Origin of the sequence: Erwinia psidii, from assembly GCF_003846135.1 — a bacterium.
Lineage (GTDB): Bacteria > Pseudomonadota > Gammaproteobacteria > Enterobacterales > Enterobacteriaceae > Erwinia > Erwinia psidii.
This window is the reverse complement of the sequence record NZ_RHHM01000001.1, coordinates 203,256-226,985: the sequence shown is the minus strand read 5'-3', so window position 1 is coordinate 226,985 and position 23,730 is coordinate 203,256. Positions and strand designations below refer to the sequence as shown.

Sequence of the window (23,730 nt, the reverse complement as noted above, 5' to 3'; positions counted from 1 at the left end):
GCAATGCGTCAGAGGTTTATTGTTTGCGAAAATTTATTAACAGAACGTCATCTGTTTACTGAGATGCAATAATATAAAGGGATATCTTTTGGTGGACGTTAGCGCGTCTAACGTTCCGTTAAACAGCGACTTTGCGATGATTTAATTATGCTGGCGGAGATTTCAGTAGGGGGATTGGACCGTGACGGGAGGCGCTGTCTGGGGCGACTGCGTTATTTACATCTCGATCTCTATATCTCCATTGGCGGTACAACAGCAGGGAAGGATTTCGCCTTTCTGTACAAAGGCCAGCGGCGGAGTAGTGTAGCAGACCTTCCCTTTCAGTAACCGGGTACGACAGGAGCCACAGTAACCTTCCCGGCACTGATACTCAACCGGAATATGGTGGGATTCCAGCGCGTCCAACAGTGAACGATGTTCTTCCTCACAGCGCAGCTGCGTACCGGAAGTACGCAGCGTAATAATCGAACCTGCCATTACAACTGGAAGTCGTCGAAGTCGTTTTCGCCGACTTCTGAATCGATCTGACCGACCAGATAAGAGCTGACTTCAACTTCCTGAGGGGCGACCTGTACGTTGTCAGACACCAGCCAGGAGTTGATCCAGGGGATGGGGTTGGAGCGCGTCTGGAAGGGGAGATCAAGCCCCACGGCCTGCATACGGATATTGGTGATGTACTCAATGTACTGCCATAAAATATCTTTATTCAGCCCGATCATCGAGCCATCACGGAACAGATATTCCGCCCACTCTTTTTCCTGTTGCGCAGCCTGTACGAACAGGTCGTAGCACTGCTGACGGCACTCTTTGGCGATATCTGCCATTTCAGGGTCGTCTTCACCGCTGCGTAACAGATTTAGCATGTGCTGGGTACCGGTAAGATGCAGCGCCTCATCACGGGCGATCAGACGGATAATTTTTGCGTTACCTTCCATCAGTTCGCGCTCGGCAAAGGCAAACGAGCAGGCAAAGCTGACGTAGAAGCGGATCGCTTCCAGCGCGTTGACGCTCATAAGACAGATATAGAGCTGCTTTTTCAGCGCACGCAGATTAACGGTAACGGTTTTGCCGTTGATCTGATGCGAGCCTTCACCCAGCAAATGCCAGTAGCTGGTCATTTCGATCAAATCGTCATAGTAGCCGGAGATATCTTTGGCACGGGACAGGATCTGTTCATTGGTGACAATATCGTCAAACACAATGGCCGGATCGTTAACGATATTGCGGATAATATGGGTGTAAGAGCGCGAATGGATGGTCTCAGAAAACGCCCAGGTTTCCACCCAGGTTTCCAGCTCAGGAATGGAAATCAGCGGCAGCAGGGCCACGTTGGGGCTGCGACCCTGAATGGAGTCCAGCAGCGTCTGATACTTCAGATTGCTGATAAAAATATGTTTTTCATGATCCGGCAACCCCTGATAGTCGATACGATCGCGTGAGACGTCGACCTCTTCAGGACGCCAGAAGAAGGAGAGCTGTTTTTCAATCAGCTTTTCAAAAATGTCATACTTTTGCTGATCGTAGCGGGCAACGTTAACTGACTGACCGAAGAACATCGGTTCGTCCAGCTGGTTGTTTTTATTTTGCGAGAACGTGGTGTAAGCCATTAGCAGTAATCCAGTAAGACCATGTTCGGGAAACGGGACGAAAAATATCGCCCCGCCTGAAGTTAAATTTTGCAGGCACCGCTTTCACATCCGTCATCCTGAACGGACGGTGCCAGATCGTCCTGTGCATCTTCTGCACCATCGCGGGTGTTCTGATAGTAAAGTGTCTTCACGCCAAATTTGTAGGCGGTCAGCAGATCCTTTAACAGTTGCTTCATTGGCACACGTCCATTGGCAAAACGGGTCGGATCGTAGTTGGTATTGGATGAAATGGCCTGATCGATAAATTTCTGCATCAGGCCAACCAGTTGCAGATAACCGTCGTTATTCGGCATTTCCCATAACAGCTCATAGTGGTTTTTCAGACGCTCATACTCAGGTACTACCTGACGCAGAATGCCATCTTTAGAGGCTTTAATGCTGATGTGCCCGCGCGGTGGTTCAATACCGTTGGTGGCGTTGGAAATCTGCGAAGAGGTTTCTGACGGCATCAGGGCAGACAGGGTTGAATTACGCAGACCGTGGGTTTTGATTTCCTCACGCAGCGTTTCCCAGTCCAGGTGTAATGGTTCGCTGACGATCGCATCCAGATCTTTCTTGTAGGTATCGACAGGCAGGATACCTTGCGCATAGGTGGTTTCATTAAACCATGCGCAGGCACCCTGTTCCTTTGCCAGCGCGTTAGAGGCCTTCAGCAGGTAATACTGAATGGCTTCAAACGTTTTGTGCGTCAGGTTGTTTGCGCTGCCGTCAGAGTAACGCACGCCGTGTTTTGCCAGATAGTAGGCAAAGTTGATTACGCCAATACCCAGCGTGCGGCGTCCCATTGCCCCACGTTTCGCCGCCGGAATAGGGTAATCCTGGTAATCGAGCAGTGCATCCAGCGCGCGCACGGCGAGGGTGGCCAGTTCCTCCAGATCGTCCAGGCTGTCAATCGCTCCCAGGTTAAAGGCTGACAGCGTACACAGGGCGATTTCGCCGTTTTCGTCGTTAACATCCATCAGCGGTTTAGTGGGCAGGGCGATTTCCAGACAAAGATTGGACTGACGCACTGGCGCGATGGATGGATCGAACGGGCTGTGCGTGTTGCAGTGGTCGACGTTCTGGATGTAAATACGGCCAGTGGAGGCACGTTCCTGCATCATCAGTGAGAACAGATCAACCGCTTTTACACGCTGCTTACGGATGCTGTCATCTTTCTCATATTGCGTATAAAGACGCTCGAATTCATCCTGATCGGCAAAAAAAGCATCGTACAGTCCCGGTACATCCGACGGGCTGAACAGGGTGATATCGCCACCTTTCAGCAGGCGGGTATACATCAGCTTATTGAGCTGCACGCCGTAATCCATATGGCGCACGCGGTTACCTTCCACGCCACGATTGTTTTTAAGAACCAGCAGGCTTTCCACTTCCAGATGCCACATCGGATAGAACAGCGTGGCCGCGCCACCACGAACGCCACCCTGAGAACAGGATTTTACGGCGGTCTGGAAATGTTTATAAAAAGGGATACAGCCGGTATGGAAGGCTTCACCGCCACGAATTGGACTACCCAGCGCCCGAATGCGCCCGGCGTTAATACCGATACCGGCACGTTGCGAAACGTATTTAACAATGGCGCTGGAGGTGGCGTTAATGGAATCCAGGCTGTCGCCACATTCAATCAGCACGCAGGAGCTGAACTGGCGAGTTGGGGTGCGCACACCGGCCATGATTGGCGTGGGCAGTGAGATTTTGAAAGTGGAAACTGCGTCGTAGAAGCGTTTCACATAGTCCAGACGTGTTTCCCGTGGGTAGCCGGAAAACAGGCAGGCGGCCACCAGAATATAAAGAAACTGTGCACTTTCATAAATGTCACCGCTAACGCGGTTCTGTACCAGATATTTGCCTTCCAACTGCTTAACTGCCGCGTAGGAAAAGTTCATATCACGCCAGTGGTCGATGAAGCCGTCCATCTGTTCAAACTCTTGCTGGCTGTAATCTGCCAGCAGGTGGTGATCGTATTTACCGAGGTCAACCATGCGTTTGACCTGATCGTAGAGTTTTGGCGGTTCAAACTGGCCGTAAGCTTTTTTACGCAGATGGAAAATGGCCAGACGCGCCGCCATGTACTGATAGTCCGGCGCATCCTTTGAAATCAGATCGGCAGCGGATTTGATAATGGTTTCATGGATATCAGACGTTCTGATCCCTTCATAAAACTGGATATGTGAACGCAGTTCAACCTGTGAAACGGAGACGTTTTGCAGGCCTTCAGCAGCCCAGTCAAGCACACGGTGGATTTTGTCCAGATTGATACGTTCGGTGCGGCCATCGCGTTTAGTGACAAGCAGGCTTTGATTCATTGCGCGTTTTATCCTGTCCGTGAAGTCAAAAGTATCCCCCGCTTATGCACAGATGTGAATACATTGTGGATAAACACTATATATAGGGGGCAGGTGAAATATGGATAACAATATGGTGAGTATTCTAGTAATTTATCATCGCTTAACAAGGCTTGATTTTTACACGCTTTTACTGTTCAGGCGCTGGCTAATTTCCTAAGTCCACGTTTCTCAAGGCGATGCAGCAAGTCAACCACTTAAGAATTTTTTTCAACATTGGGCCGGTAGCCGCTTTCTTGCACTGCCCTGAAAATGCGTGATTTTTTTTGCGTAAACGCCGCTGCATAAACATGTCTCACTGCGGTTTTATCGCCAGTGCGGGAGGCCCGGCTATTTCAGAAAGGTGTAAAAACGGATGCGGAATCAGGCAGCTTGTCATCCTGATGCAGGCTGGAGAGCCTGCATCAGAGGGGCCTGTCAGTCTCCGGGACAGTGGGTATGCAGCATATAGTTAACATCCACACCCGGTGCCAGTTTAAACTTATTGCTGAGCGGATTGTAATGCAGACCAATAATATTGCGCTCACGGAGTGAGGTTTCACTTACCCAGTCGATCAGCTCACCCGGACGAATAAACTTTTTAATATCATGGGTGCCGCGTGGCAGCATCCGTAGCACGTACTCTGCGCCCACTATCGCCAGCAGCCAGGCTTTGCTGTTGCGGTTGATGGTGGAGAAAAACACCTCGCCGCCGGGCTTTACCAGACGCGCACAGGCATGAACCACCGAGCGAGGATCGGGCACGTGCTCCAGCATTTCCATGCAGGTCACCACATCGTACTGACCTGCAAATTGCTCTGCGTGTTCTTCAACCGTTCGCTGTACGTAATCCACTTTTACCCCGTTTTCCAGCGCGTGCAGGCGGGCGATCTGTAAGGGTTCCGCCCCCATATCCAGTCCGGTAACTTCTGCCCCTTCACGTGCCATGCTTTCCGCCAGGATGCCGCCACCGCAGCCAACGTCCAGCACTTTCTTACCAAACAGCCCGTTGCTGTGCTCAGCAATATAGCCAAGGCGTAACGGATTGATGCGATGTAACGGTTTGAATTCGCCTTCCGTATCCCACCAGCGCGAGGCGAGCGCTTCAAATTTAGCAATTTCGTTGTGATCCACATTAGCCGTGACGCTGTGTTGTTCTGCCTTCATTGTTTGCTGACTCCCTACAGGTTTGGCTTCAGTATACATTGGATTAAGGCATTTCAGCGCCGTTTTCAACGCCTGCTGACACTTCAGACGAAAGAGCCGCTTCATGTTAGCGTGGCGTCTGTATTTTCCGTTACCGCTGACAGTAACTGCTCTTTGACGGTTTCCCAGCTGATAAAAAAGTCACCTGTGGTACTTTTCAGACAGAGTTGATCTTTTTGCAGCCGACTGTCATCGATAATCTCCCAGTGATTGTTGCTGTGCATTTTTAAAACGTTTTCAACCTGTATTCGCAGTTGCGGATTAACCAGTAATGAGGCCGGGCTTTTCTCGTCGTAATTGCGCCTGAGATGCTGAATTAAAGCCTCTGTTCTCTTTTCTGTCGGCTGTTTAGCAAAAGCCAACTGTAAAGCCTGTGCAAGCAACTGCTTTGTACATTGCAGAATATCCTCTTTCATTTTTTCACGTTCCCGTTGCCAGTCATCAAGCAAAACCTGTGCATCCTGCCAGAACTGTCGCGATACCCTGTGACGTACGTCGAGACGAATAGCCTCAGCCTCTGCATGAGCTTCATCTAAAATTTTATTTTTCTGTTGTATGGCAGCATTAATAATTTCTTCAGAAAGATAGAATTTTTCAACATTTTCCCTCCTTATGATGCATTCCTTCTGACGTTTAATGCCGGGATAAATGTTAATTTTACGGCAATTTAGCATTTTTATTCTCTTGTAACGGCCTGCCATCAACACGGGAAATGACTGCCTGTAATAAAGTCGATAATCTTTTCAGGGGCGGAGATTCGACCACAGGATGTTCTGCGGCTTCGACCTTATTCTTATCCAGACAAAAACGCATCCGTAGCCAGACCGGTTCAATTGACCAGCAGCGTAGTAACCAAATACCGTATATGTCAGGTTCAGGACAGGCAAAATAAGGCGGAAGCCATAATCCGGGCTTTAACCCTTTTGCCACCCGACGGCACCATTTTTCATCATCGATATTTGCCAGAAAGTAAGGGGGAGGAAGACCAACAGCGCAAATGGAAAAACATAATTTGAACAGATAAGACCATTTTTCCTGAGGTAGCTTTATTAATGTGATCAAACCAGCAGCAGGGTATGGGGCCGGCACTGGTGCTATGCCAAAAAAACGATCTGTTGTCTCTCTGCTAGCTGATTCAGTAAGAGGATAAGCAAACGAAAGCAATTCTGTTGGTAAAGGCCAGCTAAGATGCCGCCTCTTTCTCCACCCGTTCCGCCACCAGTGTATCCACGCCAGCATCGCATCCTTTTCAGTAAGGCAGCGTTCAGAGTCCGATCCACCCTGGAAATCTGACTGGTTATGATGATCCTGCATGGTTATAAAGTCCTTATCATCTCTTTTCACCATTTTGGTGATTTTTTTGCGGGGGACGGCATAAGCGACTGCTATTAGATAGTCCTGTTACATAATGATGCCATCGGTAAATGCTGTCATTTTCGGTTTCTTTTAATCAAAAAAAAGAAAGCAAGGAGCAAAAAAAATGAGGCGGTAAAATATAAAATTATGCCACGAGTGTTTCTGTTGACAGTCAGCCGGTGTTTATCGGTAAGCTGTTCGGCAGGAATAAAGGAGATTGCCAGTTTTTCATCGCCTGCATCTGTCATACCTGGAAGGCTGCTGATAATGAGTTTTCTGATATCCGACCTCATTTTTTCCAGGTTATTTATTTTTTTGTATTTGATAAAAACGGCAGCGGAGGCAGGCTGGACAGGCTCCGCCAAAGAAATACGTTCAGGTAATACAACGTGTACTCTGGCCACAACCACTCCGTCTATTTGTGAAAGCGTAAATTCCAGCTCCTGTGAAAGCGCAAATATATAGCGTGCTCTTTCTTCGAGCGGTGATGAAATAAGACCATCCTTATGAAAAATAACCCCCAGGCTGGTATGAGTCTGGGGGGGTAAGCCTGCGGAATGAAGGACCTTTACAGCAAATGAAAAATCAGATGCGGCAACAGATACCGTATAACCACTTTTATCCTGATACTTGCTGGCTTTTATACCTCTGTGTTCAAGCTCAGCCACGACTGCATTAGCAGCCTCTTCAGAAAGGTCGTGATGTAACTGTAAGTTATCATTGCATCCCGACAGGAAAATCACCAGGAGAATAACAGGTAAATATTTTATTAAAAACGCAGACATAGTTGATTGCTTACGCTATTGCAGGCTTGTCAGCTTTTCCAGAGAGTTTGTTACTTTTCCTATCATTTTAGAAAAAAACTGGTTATTAAGATAGTAGTCAGACATTGAACGATTGGCTTTCAGTACATTATATGGGTCACTGCTACCTGAGGCTGATTTAAGACTCTGCCCAGCTTGCTGAGATAACTTGTTTAACATTGAAAAAATCTGGTTAAAAATTGATTCACTGTCTGAGTTACTGCTGGTTTTATTGCTCTGTGAAGATTCAGAACCGCTTTTGCCTGGTTTATTCCCATTGCATTCACCTTGTTTATGAATGTTTTTATTTGATGGTGGCTGACAGGATTTTGCAACAGAGTCAGCGCCGCTGAACACTGGGGAATTAGCACTGATATTTTGTTGTGACGAATTAATACTTTGTATCAACATAATAAGTTACCTCTTCAAAGATGTAATTTAACGTCCCATTTACTGGGGTAATAATCAATCACTGTTACTTAAATTCAATACTGAATTGCTTTACCCGCCTGCTGCATGGAGTTTTGTGCTTTTGTGGCTGAATCAACGAAAGAACTGGTAATGCCATTAATAGTATCCGTTATCATTTTGGTGGACTGTGCCGCCGCATTCATCGCTGTCGTCGCGGCAGAAACTGAATCCAGAAGTTGCATGGATGCCAGGGATGATCCCAGTGAAGCTGCACCGGCCATATCATATCTCCTTATTGATTGAGGGTATTGGTGTTACGGTATATTGGTGGCAATACAAAACAAAACAGTTCACTTTTTTATACCAGTGATGGATCTGTGCAGGGTCAGAGATCGTATGCTGCTTATACTCTGGTGGCGAGGCAGACTTTAATTTAATAAACAGGGTTTACACTTCATGCGGTAAGATGAGAATAATTTAAAACCTTTTCATGATCTTATTTAAGCTATTTTAAAAATATAGAAATATAACAGTGAGTTAAATGGAACTAAATACTTAAAATTTAACACCAAATATTGGAGGTCACAGCTGAAAGCCTCTTATCATAATAATATGTCTGAAATAATAGTGGTGGCACTTCTGATTTATTAATTGAAAATTATTTGTTATTTAACCGTTAGGCTTAAACGGTTTAAATATATTGTCCGTGTCATATTTATCATATGTATAAGAGGTTGTCATGAAAATTAACTCAACGCCATTATCTGCAATGAATGCTGTGCAATTGAAATTAGCATCCGATGCTGAAGTCAAAGGTAACATACGAACAAAACGCGATCTCCCTGATGGATATTCAGTTACAGGACCTGGCAATAACAGGACCATTCAGTTTCCCAGGGTTGATGCCAGCAAGCTGAAGTTTACTCAGGATCCCCGAGGAAAAGAATATAAACCACTGGAGAAACAGCTAGCAGGGAGTATTATCCGTAAGCAAGAATGGCATGCGACTGAATCAGATTTTACTGCGTCATATGGGACTGCTTATGATGCGCGGGAATCCATTCTTTCCTGGGGGCTTGCCGCTGCTGATATCCATGATACCGACAATCTGCCAACCGATTGGTACAAAGACCAACAGGTTATCGACAATCTGAAATCCAGAGTACAGGAACAGTACTCTGCACCCAGACAGCATCCCGTGTATAACGCGCGTGGTAATTCGCTTGTGCCCTCACTGCCTGTGGAGGCAGGACGTGATTTTTATAATTCTCAACTGGGAAATGGTAAAGAATATAAGACAAATACCTGGCCGGTTCCCGGACTTGAGACAAAACCACTGGGACAGTATAGCGACAGGGATAAAGTGCAGGCACTGAAATATTTTTCACAACAGCCGTTGCAGCAGGAAAGTAATGAAGCCTCTAATTCGGATCGTTATATGAAAGCGATCGGCCTGTTACTTGCCTTCGATGGACTGGCAGCAGATGTGGGGGCTTTGGGGGAAATTTTTGCTGAAGGTGAGATAAAAAGCGAACTGGAGGAAGAGGTTGCCGGTAACAGTCGAGTAAAAACTTCAGCCAGCCGTACCTCCGAACGTCCGGGACAGATAGCAATATTGCCTGAATATTCTGGGTCAGAAATCAATCGTCTGCGACCTTCTCAAAGTGGAAATATCAGCCAATATGCCCTCAGAGATGGTGAAACGCTAATACAGCAAAGCCGTGTCGGCACAAATGGTATTCATCAAATAAAAAACGGCGCCGGCGAAGATCGATGGTTACTGCGCTATAAGGACAGCACGGGAGAAAGTAAAGTTTATGAAATTAACCAGAACTTCAGAACAGACAGCCAGCAGGCAAATATTATCGATCCTGCCACCAGGAAAGAGGTGCTGAATGTCTCATACAATAATGGTGAGTGGCGGCAAACCCGGCTGCCAGGTGGAATGTATCCGGGCAGACCGATGAATCAGGCACCGGGAAAAACGTATCCTGATCCACGACAAGACCTACCGCAACATCCTCTCGATCTGAGTATGACACGGCAGCAAGAGCCGGTGCGACCAGCGCCTGTTGACATCGAGCCACGGCCAGGTCCTTCATCTGAAACCGGTCGTCCGGTGAGCGAATCAGGCCGATCCTCCTCCAGATCCAGCGTTAGTGGATCGAACGCCGGTTCCAGTGGGGTCGCTTATTCACCCTATCAGGATATTGAACCGCCAGAAAATCCATTAAGAGATAGCATCAATTTACCACAGGGAAGTTATCTTAATAATCGTGGGTATATTGAAAGAAACAACTTTGACACACTGTACCGGGTCGAGAAAAAAGAGCGAACTGAACGCAGGGGCGATCCTCAGGACATTGGTTTCCGGGACTCCATGCATTTCGGCGGGGTGAAGAAAATGACTTCCGGTCCGTCGTTAATTGTTTCACGTAGTCAAAAAGGGGCGGAGGAGTATGGTGCAGCAGAGTTTGGGTGGGGGGAGTTTCACCTTTATAAAATTAATGCGCAAGGTATCCCTGGCGTATCACTCAATGAAAATATTGAACACAATGAAAATTTTATGGAGCTGTCAAACTCATACCCGACGGGAACTATAGGTGATCTACGCCGTCAAAACAGGCTGAGAGAGTTTGGCGAAAATGCTTACAATTTTGATGAAGTCCATTTAGAAAATAAAAATTTATCCAATGACAGAGTGGTGAAAATGTATTGATTTTATCCACAGGGCCGTCATCATCTAATGATAATGGCCTTTGATTATTGGTGATTATTTCTCGCAAACCAGTGGCCTGCCCGCAATATCGGCTGTAATCAGTAATCTGTAATCTGCAATCTGCAATCTGCAATCTGCAATCTGCAATCTGCAATCTGCAATCTGCAATCTGCAATCTGCAATTTGCAATCTGCAATCTGCAATCTGCAATCTGCAATCAGTAATCAGTAATCAGTAATACCGCTATGTGCACCCCCTGATTTACCATGTCGCTATATCACCATGTTTCTGTAAACACTGCTGGCGTTGGGTAGTTAAATACTGAATGTTAATGATATTCATTATCATACTGTCGCCAAACGCAGATGTTTTTTCTTGTGCGAACAATATCACTGGCCGCATGCCGATGAGTATTCAGCGCAAAGTGAACCGCTCCCACATCAGGCGACGTGCATTGCAGAAGATGACGGCATGATCGGCATCATAAAAATCCACCAGGCGATGTGTTTCTTTTTGGCGATTGAAAAAATTCACACAATACGTGCAGAATTCACTTAACGTGCTCTGCTGCCCGGAACGGTCATTCAGCACTTATCCGGTTTTGTTGATCGAGTGTTGTATAAATATGAGCGACTTGCTCAATAATGTCGGCAGGAATACATTCACCAGCCTTACCTTGAGAAAGGGTATTGGCCAGAACTGTCGAGTGAATAACAGGAACTTTTTCCTGCTTAGAAAGGCAGATCAGGTAATTCGCATTTTTGCCTCTGGCATTGAAAACGATTTGGGGTAAAGAAAACGTATTTTTTTTATAGCTAAGTGCGATGGCCACAGATGAACCATCGTAAATCACCACGTCAGTGTCCTTCAGAATATTGCCAGGGGGATCCTCTACATGGCGAGACTCAGATGGAAGTGAGAGAAGCGCTGACAATATTTTTCTGTAAGACTTAATCAGAGGATTACCTTCCGTATCCTGAAGTTCACGACGCATTTCTTCAATGCTCATTCCTTGTTTTTTCAGGAAAAAATAGCGTTTTATAAAAAGATCAAAGGCAGATAAAAAAACGAATAATATCATGAAATTGTGAAGTATCTCACGCATAATGCTACAAAGCATTAGAGGGAACATTCTGAGAGTTTCTCTCGAAAGGTTAATAATATCATCTGTTCTGGAAATAATAGTCTGGTAAGTGAGATATATTAGTATTAAAAACTTTATAAAGTTCATTAACAACTCAATTATTTGACTTCCGGAAAAAATTTGTTTTAATTTGTTCGCCGGATTTAAACGATCCATTCTTAAGGCTATCACCGAGGGAGAGAAAACGATCCCGAACTGTACCCAGCTACCAGCTATTCTTAGTATGATTACCATTCCCGCAAGGGGTAAAATAAACATACATAATTCTGAAATCATCGAAATAGTTATAATCTGTATTGCTGAATTAAATGGCAGATTGGTTAATCTTAATGAGATGACATACAGTCTTTCCAGTCGCTCCAGGCCGTTAATTGCCATTCTGAGCATTATTTCTATAGTGACGGTGACCGTTAACAGCAATATGATTTCTTCACTTTTGCTGACATCCCCCTTTTTTTTTGACTTGTCCAGTTTTCTTTTTGTTGGTTTCTCTTTTTTTTCTCCCATAGTTCAGTCCTTGCTTAGTCTGATTATATTGGGTATGTTATGGATAATATTTTCCTGCCTTATTATCTGTTTCTCAGATAAGTTAACCAGACCCGGTATATAAACAATCAGGAAGGCTATACTGATCAGTATTTTTGTTGGCAGTGCAATTAATGTTACCTGCATTCTGGGACTGTGGAGACTGAGGATAGCGATACTGAAATCAATTAATAGTAGTAGTACAGAGAATGGAGCACTGTAAACAAGTATGGAAATAAAGGATTCTGAAAGTAACAACAGCCAGTAAGTAACTACCTGTTTTGTTTGAGAGAAATAAAGACTGTCAACCGGCCAGAAAACATAACTGTCCCAGATCAGGGCAACAAGCTGGGAAAATCCATTATTATAAATAAAAGTGATTATGAAAATAGATTTAATAATATAACCTGACACTGAATTGCTGGTGGTCATTGCTGGGTTTATTTGTTCACCCATTAAAACACCACGCTGGTTGTCAAAAAGAGCGCCTGTGCTTTCAAAAATCCAGAAAGGAACGGCCAGCATTAATCCCACTATAAGTCCCAGGAGTAATTCTTTAATAAACAGAAGAAAAAAAACCGCACCCCGGATATTACTAAAGTTTACCTGTTCACTGATATACAATGCCGGAGTAATGGTAAGAGTAAATGCAATACTGTAGAGAATAACGCCTTTTATTTCTTTGAAAGCAAATAATGAAATTACATATATATAAATATAGACTCTTGCGCTGCATAAAATGAGCGAGGTTAGTGGCTCACTTAACCATGAAAAATAATACATGTTAATAGTTGGCCTGGCTAATCAAATCAAAACAGTTAAGACTCAACTGTACGATCTGGTCTAATATCCATCTTCCAGTAATAAACAGCATGATGCCGACTGATATTAGTTTAAGTACAAAAGGCAGTGTTGCATCCTGTAGTTGCATCATCGACTGGATTAAGGAAATGGTAACCCCGACAAAAATAGCTATTAACATAGGCGGAGCTGATAAAAGTAATAATATGTAGAAACCCTGCTTCAATATTTCAAGAATATACATCTTAATTTCCTGACGCTAGAGATAACTGTAAAATAAACCTTCGAGTAAGCGGCTCCAGCCATCAATTAATGTAAAAAGAAGGAGTTTAAGCGGCAGTGAAACCACCATCGGAGCCACCATTTGCATACCCAAGGCCATAAGTATGTTAGCAACGAGTAGGTCGACAACTAGAAACGGGATATAAATAAGAAAACCTGTTTTGAAACCCGCCTGTAACTCAGATAAAACGAACGAACTTAATATAATGGCCAGATTGTTATGGTCTACAGGGTCTTCAGCGTTTTTTTGCCATAATTTTTTTGCTGCTTTGGTTAAACGGATTTGCGTGTCAGGATTGATATTATGCAAAAAGAAATTCTGTAACGGCTCAATGATTCTTTCACGGTTGGAATAAATTGCTTCAATGTTCATTTCTCCTTGTGACACATCTTCAATTCTTCGGCATGTTTCGTTGAATACCGGCATCATAATAAAAATTGTGGCTGCCAATGAGATACTGTATATCACCATATTGGCAGGTACTTGTTGTATGCCAAGTGCATTACGCACGATAAGCAACACAACAGATATTTTAAGGAAGGAAGTACATATAATGATAAACAGGGGTAATAAAGAAATTGCACCAACAAATATCGCTAAAATATGTGGATCGATATTCTGTATATCCATTAAAAACGTTCCATTCTTGTTATTCTTAATCCCAGTTCACCCTCAATATCAACCAGTTCTCCGTGCGCAAGTGGTCGCTCCGCATAATACAGGGTAGCGTAACCGGGAGTACTACCACAAAAAGCCAGTATTGATCCTGGCCCAAGCGAATGGAGCTGTTCTAATGTAATCTCCAGTGTACCCGCCCGAAGAGTGACGGTAACAGGTATACCGGAAAGATCTGGGAAATCAGTATCCTGAACCATGAACTGTCTTTGTTCACTGACATCTTCAGAAGATATCGACACAATTTCGGGGTAGTTAGCGTCAGATTGTGTTGATTCCATGTCCTGTACCTTATTGTGAATGACTAAAAAGGTTAAAATCTCCGCAGTGCTTTGTTGTAAATAAATCCATTTGTTGCCAATCTTTAATCTTCCCAAACCATTCGGACTAAAAAATTGGTTATCAGGAATGAGAATGTCTCCTGTGCGAAGACTCTGGATCATTCCGGCAGGTAACGTCGTTGAAGACAGTAGTAGTGGTAAATAATAGATAAAATGGCTGTTTATAATAGCCCGATTAATTTCCCAGTTGCTGTGTAAAAATATCTTTTTCCATGCCAGGAGGGGCATGGAGATGAATCCCTTTGCACTTTGTCTGTTTATACTTATTTCTATAGCGCAGGATAGCATTGATGGCATTTTTTGTTTTGTCGGATAGAGATAACCAAATATCTCCTTCATTTCTGGGCTGAGATTGCTATTATATAATTCCCAATACCAGTCGTCTTTGCCTGTATTCATGTTTTCAGACAGTGCAGGGCAGATGGAAATAAGGCAGAGTAAGTATTCTGCGTTAGTAATGAATAATAATCCATAATGACATATAAAGCACGCTTGCTCAGTATGCAGATGATCTGGTAGCGGTTTCGGGGTTAATTTCAGGTATCCTGAATGTTCATTAAGATAATAAGTAATGGCTGGACTGCTCTCCAGGTATTTTCGGATATTCAATTACTCCTTTGATACTGTCGGGAGTTTGATATTATTCTCGGCCATAAATAAATCCCATGATGTTAAGTTATAAAATTAACCTGACTAAAAAAGGGTTGTGTCAAAATTGCAGGTGGAGGTATAGGGAAAATGTATTCAAAAATGACTGTTGTTGTTGATTGTTACAAGCATGATTTTTATCTTTTCCATTTTTTTTTCATACTTTAGTGTTAGCTGACTACATTGAGAAACCTTTTCCTGCTGGATGACACATTTCTCACTCTGACTGTTATAGTGCGATGATTTTATATTAACCTGCTGTGCCAGTTCTTTCTCTCTCTTTCTCCAGTTCTTTATGTTATGCGTTGATAAAACTCTTTCTATATTTATTGCATTTATTTTATTAAGAGTGAGGCGGCTATGATGAAAAGTATAATCCAGTTCATTTTTTAATGCTGCAAGTGTGATATTCATTTGTTGCAGTACGCTCTTTTGCTTTAACCATATCATGAATGATTTTTTATGCCTGAGATGATAAAGTCGTGAAAGTTGCATTGCTGTTTTTATCAACTGATTGTTTTCAGAATACTCTTCGTCTTCTTCAGTTGTGTTGTAATGGCGCACGGGTCACCACCTCTTTTAGTTTGTCTAATGTGAAATTCATAGGGCGTGGTGACTTTAAAGATTGTTTCAGTATTGCATCAAGCTGTGGCTTGATACTGACGGCATAATCTGTAAAAGGGTCAGCGCCACTGTGATATTCTCCCAGACGAACCAGCATTTCCACTTCGTCATAGGCAGCTATCAACAGTCTTATATTAGTGGCAATATGTTGCTGTTCAGTTCCTGTAATATTGTTCATTATGCGGCTGAGGCTGGCTGAAATATCTATAGCCGGGTAATGTCCTACATTGGCGAGTTTTCTGGAAAGAATAATATGTCCATCGAGTAAGGAGCGAATTTCATCTGCAATTGGATCATGCATGGAATCCTGCTCAATAAGTACGGAGTAGAGCGCAGTAATTGTTCCTTTTTCCGTACGTCCACTTCTTTCGAGGAGTCGGGCAAGCAGATTATAGACGGAAGGCGGAAAACCATTACGGCCAGGAGGCTCGCCATTAGCCAGTCCGATTTCACGCTGAGCTCGGGCCAGGCGGGTCAAAGAATCGATAATTAATAAAGTGGATTCACCCTGTTGCCGGAAACCCTCTGCTATCGCTGTGGCAGTAAATGCGGCGCGCACCCGTTCCATACTGCTACGATCCGATGTAGCGCAGACCACAATGGTCCGCTGACGCAGGCACGCATCCAGTTCGCGTTCAATAAATTCGCGTAGTTCACGACCTCGTTCACCAATCAGGCCAAAAACAATTGTGTCACAGGGGATATTACGTGCCAGCTCGGCCAGGAGTTTGGTTTTGCCACAGCCAGCGCCGGCAAAGATCCCCACTCTCTGGCCAGCGCCCAGGGTTAATAAACCGTCAATGCTACTTAATCCGGTATGAACAGGCTGTTCAATACACAGACGCCCGGTGACGACTGAGCCGCTGTGCATGACAGGGGCAATCCGGGAGGTGAAAGTCGTCGCGAACGCAGTGGCGCTTTGCCCGTCAACAGGACGGCCAAATCCATCAAAAATGCCTCCTTTAAGTGACTGACCGATGTGTACACAGTGGCTGTGACCCAGCGGGTAAACCTCCGCTCCTGCTCTGATGCCTTCAGGTGTATCAAGTGCAGAGAGAAAGACATGCTGGGCTTCAAACCCCACCACTTCTGCCATCAGCATCTCATCGCCGCAGCGGATGTTGCACAGATCGCCAATCTTTGCGCCGGGAAGACGACAGTTAAGAATAATGCCATTAACTCCGGTAATATAACCCGTTTTTTTGACCAGCTCAGTTTGTTTAAGCCGGTCATATAAACTGCTTTGCCACAGGTTGAGGGTGTGCTTGTAATCAGAGTTCACCAGCTTACCTCGATTTTTTGCTTACCCTCGAATATCAGTTTATCGTCTGTGATTGCCACAAAATTGATACCGCAGAGCCGATCGTTAATAAAAATATACTGGCCATCCTCAGTGACTAAATAGGGCGACTGGCCTTTGACGACCTGAATAACCTTAAAAGGTAGTGATGGGAAAGTATCGATAATGTTCAGTATGATTTGTACATCACTGTCATAAAGTTTCTCAAAATGAGAAAGTACTTCGTGAGTGCTTTCCAGCAGTTTATTTTCGTTGTCCAGGCTAACAGTGATGTTTCCTTTGTCTTTTATTTCTATGCTCAACTGAGAGAATAAATCGGCTTCTTCGAACATCTGTTGCAACACGTTACTGACTTGCTGTGTGGATTCAAGATATATGCGGGAAGCAGGCTGTATGCAGTCGGCTTGCTGCGTTGCCGGGGGAACCTTTTCTTCGGAGCTGAATATCGCCAGCACCATGGCAGTCAGTGCCAGGAAAAAACAAATTAAGGCGGGGAAAGGGCTTCTTCTTCGACGTTCATTTTCTTTGTTTTGCGCCGAAACAGGGTTTTCCTCTTTCTTCTGCGTGATATTTTCCTTCTCATCCCACGGGCTGTTTGCTTCTTCGATGCATAACCATATACCGTCGAGAGAAAAAGGGGTGCCAACAGTCAGATCTTCAATCCGATCGGTGCGATATCCTTCTTCAGTAAGCACGGGGCCTTGTAAGCCCTCTACCTGCCAGTTTGTTGTTGTGTGATTAATTCTGCAGTGGTTTTCTTTAATGACGGGATCGTATAAAGTCAGGTCGGCATCAGATGATGAGCCGATTAACCACTGTGTGCCAGATAACGGTAACAGCGCGCCACGATGCAGCCCGGTAAGAACCCTCAGTTCATATGGCATGATGATTTTCTTCCCCTTTTCTGCCTGTTATGCTTCCTGATCCTCAAGATCAATCCGCCCTTTGACCAGGATTGTTACCGTTGGAGTCAGCTCTGAGAAAGAGAGTATGGGGATATGGCTGAGCGACTCGCGCAGCAAATTTGCAAGCGGGCCTCGCAAATTTTGTTCAACAAGTAATACGCTGGAATCTTGCTGATGGGCAGGAAACCGCGTTTTCAGGCGTACCATTAACGCTTCTTGCATTTGCGAATTCAGTTCAATGCGGTTTTCATTGTTGGTTGAAATTAATCCGTTGAAAAAAATATCTTCGCAGGATTGTGTCAGTAACCAGCAATTAAGACGATCATTATGGCAATACTGTTGGCAAATTTGCCATTTCAGCGCACAACGCACCTGCTCTGTTAATGAAACCAAACTTGCATCGTGTTGATAGTGCTGAAGTATTGATTCAACGATAAGCCTTAGTGGCCGTAAAGTAATATGCTCGGCGGCCAGTTGTCGCAAAATGTCTGCAAAACAGGTCAGGGGAATACTTCTTTCTAATTCCTGAGCCAGCTCCGGCTCAACTTCTTTCAGCCATTCAATAAGTGTTCGACATTCCTGCAGACCAATAAATTGCCAGCCTGTAGCCTGAATTGCGTTTTTCATACGTTCAGCAATGAGATCGGAGGATTTGCAATAGTCTGGTTTATCTGTTGAGAATCGGGGATCGCTGGATGCCAGCCAGCACCACTCCTGTTCTCCCCGTTCTTCTGTACCTAAAACATCTTCCGTAGCATTAACAAGGTCGGCTTTTACCGCGTACTTTGAGGAATCGAAAGTTGCCCGAATGAGAGGGGCTTCATACATACAAAAACGGAACTCATCGGTAGAGACCTCAGGGGAAAATTCAAGATCAAAATTGGGAAGCATGAGTCCATAGTCGAAAACATATTGGTTCCTAAGGGAGTGCAGCCGCTGAGATAATTCAAGACATTCAGGGCTTCCCTGATGCTGCGGATGAAACTGCATAAGATAAGCGCGTAAGGGAAAAAAGCGGCGAACATTTTCTTCGTTGAGAATAGCCGACCTTTCGTCGCTGTCTCCAGAAGAAAACGGCTGGCTTTCCTGCATTTTGCCTCTTTTTTCCTGGCGATAAAGGAAAAAAAATAAAAATAAGCATGATAAACTCAGTGAGGCAAACAGAGACGTTGGCATTCCAGGTATTGCAGAGAAAAGCATCATTATAACGGCAACATATAGCCAGGATTTAGATTCCCGCATCAGCTGCGAGGCTATCTCATTGGCAATGCTAATATCTGATAAACTTTTATCCGTTGTCACCCGTGTGATAATGATGCCAGCTGAAAAGGAGATCAGTAACGCCGGAATTTGAGCTATTAATCCGTCACCAATACTCAGGACTGAATAGATATGCATCGCATCGGCTGCGGCCATTCCCTGCTGCAATATACCTACTGCAAGCCCACCCACTAAGTTAACAAAGACAATAATAATCCCGGCTATAGCATCGCCTTTGACGAACTTCATTGCGCCATCCATTGCGCCAAAGAGCTGACTTTCACTGGTTAACTGCTTCCGACGAATTTGGGCCTCTGCGGTGTCAATCAGGCCAGAACGGAGATCGCTATCGATAGCCATCTGTTTTCCTGGCATGGCATCAAGTGTGAAACGTGCTGAAACTTCAGCCACACGTTCAGCGCCTTTGGTAATGACCAGAAAATTGACAAGCGTCAGTATTAAAAATATGACCAGCCCCACGGCAAGGTTACCTCCTACAACAAAGTTACCAAAAGTTTCAACGATATGGCCTGCATCATGTTGCAGTAAAATAAGTCTTGCCGTGCCAACAGACAGTGCAAGCCGGAACATTGTGGTCATTAACAAAACAGCAGGGAAAGTTGAAAATGCAAGAGGGTAAGGTAAAAACAAAGACTTGATAGCCAGCAGCGAAGCAATGCATATATTCAGTGATATTGCCATATCGATAACCCACAAAGGCATGGGTAATATCATCATAAATATAATTGTCATTACTATGACAATGACAATAAGTTCCGTTTGCCTTACCATTTTTCTTGTCAGGTTAGCTAAAAAATCTGTTATTGCCGTCATGTTTTATCCGAAAAAATAGTATTTTTTCATCATTTTTCTGAATGAGATGATATTTTTATTATCATCTTCAAGAAAGACGAATTGTAAAATCTTATTCTCAATCTTAGAGATTAAGACGTACTGCTTTTAGTGTTGAGCATTGACTGAAACGTTCATAACATTTTTTATGGATTATTTTATTTTTAAGTATTTCATTCCATCTATATGATTTAAAAGGTTTTATTTATTTTTATTTATCTGTGCATGTCTCTTTTTCATTTTATTTGGGTTTTTTACCAGGCATTTTTTTTATGATTTGCCACTCACTTGATACAACATTTGAAAGTTAAGTAAAGGGATGTTATCTATGGAAAGGATTCTTGACCTGGCAGTGAACTATAAAAATAGTAACGTATTTGACATGGATGATTTAGTGAGAGGTACTAACGATAAGCTGCATAAATTCATCAGTCGGCGGGTTTACAACCGAAGTGATGCCGAAGATCTTGTGCAGATGACTTATCTTGAGGCTTTTCGCAATCAACACAAGTTTGCGGGTGAGTCAAGTAAAGAAACATGGCTGTTTGGAATAGCTTCTAATTTAATTAGAAATTACTTTAAAACTTTATTTAATAAACCTGAAATGGTTGATCTTGATGAAATAATGTTCCTGGCGACCGAAGAATCATCAAATCCAGATCATGTTAGCGAATATAAAATTAAATTTTGCAGAATGCTGGGTGTGGTAGACAGTTTACCCGTTAAAATGCAGGATGTTATTTATTTTATCATGGATACGGACAGTAACTATCATGATGTAGCCAGGCAACTTGGCATTCCAGTTGGCACCGTCCGCTCAAGGCTCTCCAGAGCCAGAGGGATTTTAAAGAGCCAGTGTTAAAATCAGGGATGAAAACTAACTGTGCGAATCGATAAAACTGTTATGAAAAATATACCTAAAGGGATCAGGCGCGCTAATACAGGTGATTTAAAAGCGATGGCTTTTATTTTTAACGAAACAGCAAATACCGGTATGAATTCCCCCGTTACCAGGAGTGTTACCCTGAAAGAATTTTCTTTTTATATAAATCTCTATCAGCAGGATAACCTTCCAGTGTACGTTCTTGAGCGTGATGGAGAAATAACAGGCTGGTTTTCCGTTAATCGCTTCAGTTGGGGTACACGAGCTTGCTATCTGACGGGAGAAATATCTGTTTATGTTCGTGCAGACTGCTACGGTCGGGGAGTCGGCATCCTTTTGGGAAAGGCAGCACTGCGTATTGGGCGTGCTTTTGGGCTTGAAACCCTGGTTGCCTGGATTATGGCTTCGAATCATGCCAGTCAGAGAATCGCCAGGTATTTGGGAGGTGAACAGTGGGGCTTTTTCCCGGAAATAGCGTCTTTTGGAAAGCAACGTACCAGCGTAATATTGTATGGCTTCAGACCTACTCTTTCACTCAAATAAAACTCAATGGTGTTTAATATGGTTACAATGTCAACGGTACGCAAAGAATTAGATTCTCAACTACAAATAAGTCAGAGTAATTTTTATCAGTCAGCAGCTCATATAAAAAACCCGACATTAGGTGACTGGCATAAGTTTAATCATTATATGCGTCAATACTCTTCATCCACCTGGGCCGCTAATCAGGAGGTTACTTTAAATCATAATCTGGCACGATCGATTATTAATGATATCAGATAACTAAATGATCAACGTGTGGAGGACATATGAATCAGGAAACGTGCTCAGATTTGATTTTTTTAAAGAAAATTGTTTCTTTTGTCTTTTATAGGATAAGAACTATGTCTTTATGGAATCTGTGTGTAAAAAAAAGAGCACGTTTTTTTTCTTTAATTACTTATCAGTTACTGTTGCTGGCCTCGTTTCTCTTTATCCTTAACCCATCAGCCATTGCTGTACCACCACTATCATTAACTAACTCAGAATTCTCCTATCAAAATACACCGGCATCACTACAAAAGGTATTGGAAGATTTTTCATATGCTTTTTCGCTACAGCCCGTTATTGATAATGAAATTTCTGGAGAGGTTACTAACAATATACGTACCGCAACGGCTATTGAATTTATTGACCGCCTCTCAAAAAAGTACCATCTACAATGGTTCGTTTTTGATGGCAAGCTATATATAAGCAGCCTGAAAAGCAGGCAATCTATGAAGATAAAAGTGCCAAAAGAAAATGTTGAAACCCTTAAAAAAGCACTGACTGAAATCGGTCTGTTGGACAAGCGATTTGGGTGGGCGGAACTGCCCGACAGTGCCGAAATATTAGTGAGTGGCCCCGATCGCTATGTTAAGCTTATCCAGGATTTTTCTCAAATTTCGGAGAAAGAAAAAACGAAACCAGAGAATAAAGAGGTCATGTTCTTTCCGCTGCACTTTTCGGAAGCCTCAGATCGTGAGATAAAGTATCGTAGCGAAGTGATCATCATTCCGGGAGTGGGAACTGTCCTGAAAGATTTATTAAATCACAGTAAATCAGAACCTCAGTCAAGGCAACGTTACCCTGATAAAGTCTCAAATATACTGAATGATAATTCTTATGTTAAAAACAGGATAGAATCATTTTTTCCTGACTATTCATCGTTGACAATTCCCATGTTGTCAGAGTCACGGCAGGCTGATGAAAACGATGAGAAAGAAAGAGTAGTGGTTGACACTCGCAATAATGCCATACTGATTTATGGCAAGTCTTCCAGGCGCGATGAATACGCCCAAATAATTAAAAAGTTGGATATGCCTTTAAAGCTGATTTCAATTGATACCCTGGTTGTGGATATTGATCGAAACCTAATTATCCCAGCAGGGGGGCAGGGCAAAGAGTCGAAAAGAAAGAACAGTCTTGTTGAGGGAGTTATAAATGGTAATAAAAAGATAATGACCGCTGAAGAGATGAAACGTTTTCAAAAAGAATTGAAATATTTTTCTCAACGTGGAGTGGTTTCATCAATTTCACGCTCGGCGCTTATTACTATGGAGAATTACCCCGCTATTCTTACTTTTAATCCGCAAGGCGCAGATAAGGCAAAAAATAATGAAGCTGTTTCCTGGGGGGAAACCTTTTTGCAAATAACCCCAAGAGTAATAGCTTCGGCTGAAAAAAATCTTTTTCAGGTAAAACTCGATATTTATTATGGTAATGCAACACAGCCTGCAACAGCAACGAAAAACCTGTCCGGCGATATAAGCACTTTAGTCGCATTTAACGAAGCAGATTCACTGGTTGTCGGCGGGCTGTCTGTGCATGAAGAAAACAACCTGAATGTTAATCTTTCTGAGAAGACTAAGCGGGAACGTTTTTTTATAATAACGCCCAGGAGTGTTTATGATCACCAGAGCGGCCAGCCCGTTGAGAAAAACGCCACAGTAAACAGATTAAATAAAAAAAATAAGGAGCGTTATTCAGAAAGTACTTACAAAAATATAATTAAGGATATTGTCAGGTTATCCAGCTATTCAGATCTGTCACGGGCTCCTCATGAAGATGAAAATATCTCATTACAGGATGTTTGCGATGTAGGCTGGCCGTTTTCGGTAATTTCCGGCAATGTTAAGTCGTTGGTAGATCCGCGATATACCATCTTTTCATCCTTTATAAAAAATACCGGACAGCAGAAGGCCGTATTCCCTACGGATAATTGTGATGATGCTGAAAATCTTATTCTTTTCCCAAGTGTAGATGCAGAAGTATTTCCCGGTTCAATCATTGAAATCTATGTTGTTAGCGCAAGCAATGATTATGATGACGCCTGAAATTGACCTGCCAGGCTCATAATCCCGTCGGTTGCCGCACCCCGAATGGTCATCTCCCGGCAGCCAGCCAGTCCGTCAACCTGATCTTTCATCACCAAAAGCTCAGTGCACGAAGCTCCGCTTTTAAAGCGCGCAAAACGATGCTTTCCATTCACCACCAGGTCTA

Annotated in this window: 23 protein-coding genes; 5 read left to right on the top strand and 18 right to left on the bottom strand. The window is 43.6% G+C overall.

From position 1 onward, the window contains the following. Nucleotides 1-216: 216 nt before the first annotated feature. From yfaE to EB241_RS00925, 9 genes are all read right to left on the bottom strand, one after another. A complete protein-coding gene (yfaE, locus tag EB241_RS00965; RefSeq protein ID WP_124231367.1) occupies nucleotides 217-477 on the bottom strand; it encodes a class I ribonucleotide reductase maintenance protein YfaE in 261 nt (86 codons plus the stop codon). Continuing rightward, nucleotides 477-1,607, bottom strand: coding sequence for a class Ia ribonucleoside-diphosphate reductase subunit beta (gene nrdB / locus EB241_RS00960; RefSeq protein ID WP_124231366.1), 1,131 nt, complete (start codon nucleotides 1,605-1,607; stop codon nucleotides 477-479). The genes yfaE and nrdB overlap by 1 nt, the downstream gene beginning before the upstream one ends. A 62-nt stretch (nucleotides 1,608-1,669) precedes the next feature. Next, on the bottom strand, nucleotides 1,670-3,955 hold the full coding sequence (gene nrdA, locus EB241_RS00955; protein WP_124231365.1) for a class 1a ribonucleoside-diphosphate reductase subunit alpha: 2,286 nt from the start codon (nucleotides 3,953-3,955) through the stop codon (nucleotides 1,670-1,672). 456 nt (nucleotides 3,956-4,411) lie between these two features. Further along, nucleotides 4,412-5,140, bottom strand: a complete 729-nt coding sequence (gene ubiG / locus EB241_RS00950; protein ID WP_124231657.1) for a bifunctional 2-polyprenyl-6-hydroxyphenol methylase/3-demethylubiquinol 3-O-methyltransferase UbiG — start codon at nucleotides 5,138-5,140, stop codon at nucleotides 4,412-4,414. Nucleotides 5,141-5,241: 101 nt separating this feature from the next. After that, a complete protein-coding gene (locus tag EB241_RS00945; RefSeq protein ID WP_158612361.1) occupies nucleotides 5,242-5,853 on the bottom strand; it encodes an HrpE/YscL family type III secretion apparatus protein in 612 nt (203 codons plus the stop codon). Continuing rightward, nucleotides 5,837-6,526: a hypothetical protein gene (locus EB241_RS00940; protein ID WP_124231363.1), complete on the bottom strand. Its 690-nt coding sequence runs from the start codon at nucleotides 6,524-6,526 to the stop codon at nucleotides 5,837-5,839. Before EB241_RS00940 ends, EB241_RS00945 begins: the two co-directional genes overlap by 17 nt. Nucleotides 6,527-6,609: 83 nt before the next feature. Beyond that, a complete protein-coding gene (gene sctJ / locus EB241_RS00935) occupies nucleotides 6,610-7,320 on the bottom strand; it encodes a type III secretion system inner membrane ring lipoprotein SctJ (protein WP_124231362.1) in 711 nt (236 codons plus the stop codon). A gap of 15 nt (nucleotides 7,321-7,335) precedes the next feature. Then, the gene (locus EB241_RS00930) at nucleotides 7,336-7,749 is read right to left on the bottom strand and encodes an EscI/YscI/HrpB family type III secretion system inner rod protein (RefSeq protein ID WP_124231361.1); all 414 of its coding nucleotides are present in this window, start codon (nucleotides 7,747-7,749) and stop codon (nucleotides 7,336-7,338) included. A 74-nt stretch (nucleotides 7,750-7,823) separates the two neighbouring features. After that, nucleotides 7,824-8,030: an ATP-dependent helicase HrpA gene (locus EB241_RS00925; RefSeq protein WP_124231360.1), complete on the bottom strand. Its 207-nt coding sequence runs from the start codon at nucleotides 8,028-8,030 to the stop codon at nucleotides 7,824-7,826. Nucleotides 8,031-8,488: 458 nt separating this feature from the next. Between EB241_RS00925 and EB241_RS00920 the strand changes: the two genes are divergently transcribed. Then, nucleotides 8,489-10,468 carry a hypothetical protein gene (locus EB241_RS00920; RefSeq protein WP_124231359.1) on the top strand — a complete coding sequence of 660 codons (1,980 nt, stop codon included), beginning with the start codon at nucleotides 8,489-8,491 and terminating at the stop codon, nucleotides 10,466-10,468. Nucleotides 10,469-11,048: 580 nt separating this feature from the next. On the opposite strand, the gene EB241_RS00915 is transcribed toward EB241_RS00920, so the two are convergent. The 9 genes from EB241_RS00915 to sctV all read right to left on the bottom strand — a co-directional run bounded on the left by EB241_RS00915 (nucleotide 11,049) and on the right by sctV (nucleotide 19,808). Next, on the bottom strand, nucleotides 11,049-12,119 hold the full coding sequence (locus EB241_RS00915; RefSeq protein ID WP_124231358.1) for an EscU/YscU/HrcU family type III secretion system export apparatus switch protein: 1,071 nt from the start codon (nucleotides 12,117-12,119) through the stop codon (nucleotides 11,049-11,051). Nucleotides 12,120-12,122: 3 nt separating this feature from the next. Continuing rightward, nucleotides 12,123-12,920 carry an EscT/YscT/HrcT family type III secretion system export apparatus protein gene (locus EB241_RS00910; protein WP_124231357.1) on the bottom strand — a complete coding sequence of 266 codons (798 nt, stop codon included), beginning with the start codon at nucleotides 12,918-12,920 and terminating at the stop codon, nucleotides 12,123-12,125. A gap of 1 nt (nucleotide 12,921) precedes the next feature. Next, on the bottom strand, nucleotides 12,922-13,182 hold the full coding sequence (sctS, locus tag EB241_RS00905; protein ID WP_124231356.1) for a type III secretion system export apparatus subunit SctS: 261 nt from the start codon (nucleotides 13,180-13,182) through the stop codon (nucleotides 12,922-12,924). Between the two features lie 15 nt (nucleotides 13,183-13,197). Then, complete coding sequence (sctR, locus tag EB241_RS00900) at nucleotides 13,198-13,851, bottom strand: type III secretion system export apparatus subunit SctR (RefSeq protein WP_124231355.1); 654 nt, start codon at nucleotides 13,849-13,851, stop codon at nucleotides 13,198-13,200. Further along, nucleotides 13,851-14,846 carry a FliM/FliN family flagellar motor switch protein gene (locus EB241_RS00895; protein ID WP_124231354.1) on the bottom strand — a complete coding sequence of 332 codons (996 nt, stop codon included), beginning with the start codon at nucleotides 14,844-14,846 and terminating at the stop codon, nucleotides 13,851-13,853. The genes sctR and EB241_RS00895 overlap by 1 nt, the downstream gene beginning before the upstream one ends. A gap of 135 nt (nucleotides 14,847-14,981) precedes the next feature. Then, nucleotides 14,982-15,449 carry a hypothetical protein gene (locus EB241_RS00890; protein WP_124231353.1) on the bottom strand — a complete coding sequence of 156 codons (468 nt, stop codon included), beginning with the start codon at nucleotides 15,447-15,449 and terminating at the stop codon, nucleotides 14,982-14,984. Beyond that, complete coding sequence (locus EB241_RS00885; protein WP_407644247.1) at nucleotides 15,427-16,794, bottom strand: FliI/YscN family ATPase; 1,368 nt, start codon at nucleotides 16,792-16,794, stop codon at nucleotides 15,427-15,429. Before EB241_RS00885 ends, EB241_RS00890 begins: the two co-directional genes overlap by 23 nt. Continuing rightward, nucleotides 16,788-17,693, bottom strand: a complete 906-nt coding sequence (locus EB241_RS00880; RefSeq protein WP_124231351.1) for an FHA domain-containing protein — start codon at nucleotides 17,691-17,693, stop codon at nucleotides 16,788-16,790. The genes EB241_RS00885 and EB241_RS00880 overlap by 7 nt, the downstream gene beginning before the upstream one ends. 27 nt (nucleotides 17,694-17,720) lie before the next feature. Then, nucleotides 17,721-19,808: a type III secretion system export apparatus subunit SctV gene (gene sctV, locus EB241_RS00875; RefSeq protein WP_124231350.1), complete on the bottom strand. Its 2,088-nt coding sequence runs from the start codon at nucleotides 19,806-19,808 to the stop codon at nucleotides 17,721-17,723. 400 nt (nucleotides 19,809-20,208) lie between these two features. Between sctV and EB241_RS00870 the strand changes: the two genes are divergently transcribed. Genes EB241_RS00870 through EB241_RS00855 form a run of 4 tightly spaced genes read left to right on the top strand, consistent with a single transcriptional unit; the run spans nucleotide 20,209 to nucleotide 23,564 of the window. Beyond that, on the top strand, nucleotides 20,209-20,688 hold the full coding sequence (locus EB241_RS00870; protein WP_407644246.1) for an RNA polymerase sigma factor: 480 nt from the start codon (nucleotides 20,209-20,211) through the stop codon (nucleotides 20,686-20,688). A gap of 21 nt (nucleotides 20,689-20,709) precedes the next feature. Then, complete coding sequence (locus tag EB241_RS00865; protein WP_233592506.1) at nucleotides 20,710-21,252, top strand: GNAT family N-acetyltransferase; 543 nt, start codon at nucleotides 20,710-20,712, stop codon at nucleotides 21,250-21,252. Between the two features lie 6 nt (nucleotides 21,253-21,258). Further along, nucleotides 21,259-21,492 carry a hypothetical protein gene (locus EB241_RS00860; RefSeq protein ID WP_324128834.1) on the top strand — a complete coding sequence of 78 codons (234 nt, stop codon included), beginning with the start codon at nucleotides 21,259-21,261 and terminating at the stop codon, nucleotides 21,490-21,492. Between the two features lie 26 nt (nucleotides 21,493-21,518). Further along, nucleotides 21,519-23,564 (top strand): secretin N-terminal domain-containing protein, encoded by a 2,046-nt coding sequence (locus tag EB241_RS00855; RefSeq protein WP_124231347.1) that lies wholly within the window; start codon nucleotides 21,519-21,521, stop codon nucleotides 23,562-23,564. The last annotated feature ends 166 nt before the right edge of the window (nucleotides 23,565-23,730 follow it).